Annotated in this window: 5 protein-coding genes; all 5 read left to right on the top strand. The window is 51.3% G+C overall.

Translation table 11 applies throughout. From position 1 onward, the window contains the following. The coding region (pilM, locus tag ACWVCN_RS00365) for a pilus assembly protein PilM (protein WP_455243514.1) at window positions 1–189 on the top strand (189 nt) is incomplete at its 5' end. Next, window positions 186–740 (top strand): PilN domain-containing protein, encoded by a 555-nt coding sequence (locus ACWVCN_RS00360; protein WP_455241268.1) that lies wholly within the window; start codon window positions 186–188, stop codon window positions 738–740. The genes pilM and ACWVCN_RS00360, both read left to right, overlap by 4 nt. Before the next feature lie 9 nt (window positions 741–749). Then, window positions 750–1,385, top strand: coding sequence for a type 4a pilus biogenesis protein PilO (locus ACWVCN_RS00355; protein ID WP_455243513.1), 636 nt, complete (start codon window positions 750–752; stop codon window positions 1,383–1,385). Between the two features lie 75 nt (window positions 1,386–1,460). Further along, window positions 1,461–2,066: a pilus assembly protein PilP gene (locus tag ACWVCN_RS00350; RefSeq protein ID WP_455243512.1), complete on the top strand. Its 606-nt coding sequence runs from the start codon at window positions 1,461–1,463 to the stop codon at window positions 2,064–2,066. Further along, window positions 2,063–2,644, top strand: a 582-nt coding sequence (locus ACWVCN_RS00345; RefSeq protein ID WP_455243511.1) for an AMIN domain-containing protein, incomplete at its 3' end; no start/stop codon positions are given. The genes ACWVCN_RS00350 and ACWVCN_RS00345, both read left to right, overlap by 4 nt.

The following is a 2,644-nucleotide window of genomic DNA, read 5'->3' as shown; positions in this document are numbered from 1 at the left end:
GGCGGGGCACAGATAAGCGGATTGGACCAGCAATTGCGGGATCGTATGCAGATAACGATTGAAGTAGTGAATCCATTCGCCGAAATCGACACTTCCGGAAGCGAATTTGATGAAGCGTCATTGGCGGAACTGGCGCCGATTGCGGCAGTGGGAGTGGGGCTCGCCCTTCGATCGGTAGGTGACCGATGATTCGAATAAATCTTCTCTCGATTGGACCTAAAGGGCATCCAGCAAAACCTCAATACGATGTTCGGGCGCAGTTCTTATTGGGGATCGGTCTTCTGGTGGTTACTTTAGCGGGATGTTGGTTCTATTGGGACGCGCTGGAGGCGGAAATTGCTGCAAAACGAGTGGATAAGGCTGAAAAGGAAAAACAAGTCGCTCAGCTTAAAGAGCAAGTAAAGCAGGTTGCAGACTTTGAAGCGAAGAAGAAACTGCTGGAAGCAAAGAATCAGGTTATTGACCAACTGGAAAAGTCTCGTGTGGGGCCGGTGAAAGTTCTTGATCATGTAAGCCAGAGCCTCGATCCTCTGAAGCTATGGCTTGTGAGGGTCGGCGTGAACGGGCAATCCATAGATCTCGAGGGACGTGCTCTCACAAACGATGATGTCGTCGAGTTCGTGAATAACTTGCGGCGCACCGACTACTTTACGGACATTACCTTGCTGGAAAGTCGCGCGGCTACAGAAAGTAAGGTCAGTCTGTACCAATTCAAGTTGGGGTTCCGCCTCAAAGGATAATAACTTACTATGAAGATGCCCGAATTTAACCTGGAAGTCTTGCGCACAGTCCCACCGATGCAAAAGGTGGCTTTGCTGGTGCTCGTGTTGGGCGGGATCTTGGTTGCCTTCTACTACCAGGTTGTTGAACCGAAGAGTGCAGAAATAGTGGTTCTTGAGCAGGATGTTGCGAAATTGAATCAGGAAATCACAACACTGACAATTAAGATTAAGCATTTGGACGAGTTGATCGCTGCCAATAAACAATTAGAAATTGAATTGGCGAAGAAGAAAGAGCGACTGCCGCCTGAGGAAGAGGCCGTGATGTTGCTGAAACAGGTTTCTGATCTCGCTATCAGGCTTGGGTTGGATATCAAGCTCTGGAAACCGGGCGGAAAGAGTGAAGACCCATCTAAGTTGTTCGTGAAGTTGCCTGTGAATGTCGAAGTGTCTGGAGGATATCACACGGCAGCACTATTCTTCGACAGGATCAACAGTTTGCCTAGAATTATCACCGTCTCGAATCTCAAGATGGGCAATCCGAAGACGGAGAAGGGGCGCGTTGTCGCGCAAACCGTCTTCGATCTGATCGCATATGCTGCGTCCCAGGAGAAGGTCGTTGCTGCTGCAGCGGGGACGACTGGCGGCACTACAAAGGTAAACTAAGGGCCTGCAATGACGTTAGGTCTGTTATTGAGCCGAATGGTGAGAGGTGGTTGGAGCCACGGGGAGATTTCACCCATGAAGGGTAGGTGGGTCAGTAAGACTGTGATCGTTACCCTCAGCACGATTGGAACTCTGTGTGGGGGTGAGTTTGTGTTGGGAGCCGATCTAGTCCCGCATTCTGGGCAGCTGGCCCCATTGCGGCAGGAATCGGTAAAGGTTCCAAATCCCGCAGATCTGACGAGAGATGTTCCAGTTGCCGATCTGCCTGAGTCGTCAGCTGAAGGTGATGCATCTGTGGCGGGGGCCCTCCCTCCTGACGCCTTACCCATGATTGGAGGATACGATCCGTCCGGTAGGCGCGATCCATTTTTCCCGGTGCTGAGTCAACTCGCTCCCGGCCAGGCCGATCCCACGCTTCCGCCGTTGCAGCGTGTCAGTCTGACCGACATGAATCTAATTGCGGTTGTGTGGGGAGCGTATGGATACACCGCGATGGTGCAAACTCCTGACGGCAACGGTTATACGATACGAAAGGGAACACGGGTTGGGCCGAATAGCGGGGTAGTTAGCGCTATTACCGAGAAAGGGATTATTGTTCAAGAGCGCTACACAGATGTGTATGGAAGAAAACAGGAACGGGAGTATGTCAAGCTTCTCCATCCGAAAGAGGGCCTAGAATGACACAACATAAGTTGCAGACAACTACGATGAGTCGTGTCCTTTACCCATTGGGAGTGACAAGTTTCCTCATGGTGGTGTCATCGATGGGAGCCTTAGCCAACACAGTCGTTTCAACCGGCAACATCGTGACAGATCAAAGTAGAACGGAAGGAACACACGTTCCATTTGTCGGCAGGGAAGCCCGTATGCTGACAGACATTCATATCAAGCAGGAGGATCGTGAAGTCACCGTCATGATAGCGGGAGATGGCAAGCTTCTCTTTGAGCCATCGCAGCCAGATGAGAAACGGCTCGTCGTCGATTTCCCTAACGTCACATCTTCGATCAAAACGCCACTCGGGAAGCTGCACCATCAATACTTGAAGCGTGTACGGCTTGGGCATCATGCGGACAAAGTGAGGCTCGTGTTTGACCTTGAGCGTGGAGCTGAATTCGCGATTGAACCACAAGGGACTACTCTTTTGGTCAGAGTGCACAAATCTTCGGGAACTGAGGAACATGCCACGACAGATATGAGGACTGTATCTGCGCCGACACCACTCAGGACTTCTGGGGCAAACATTGTTCATCAGGCCGTC

This window comes from Petrachloros mirabilis, assembly GCF_975968855.1.
Note: the sequence above shows the minus strand (reverse complement) of the source record. Positions and strands in the feature narration are given on the sequence as shown.

Bases quoted from the DNA above. Each gene is read 5' to 3' on its own strand.
- ACWVCN_RS00350 (WP_455243512.1), top strand. From the start codon at position 1,461: ATGAAGGGTAGGTGGGTCAGTAAGACTGTGATCGTTACCCTCAGCACG.
- ACWVCN_RS00355 (WP_455243513.1), top strand. From the start codon at position 750: ATGAAGATGCCCGAATTTAACCTGGAAGTCTTGCGCACAGTCCCACCG.
- ACWVCN_RS00360 (WP_455241268.1), top strand. From the start codon at position 186: ATGATTCGAATAAATCTTCTCTCGATTGGACCTAAAGGGCATCCAGCA.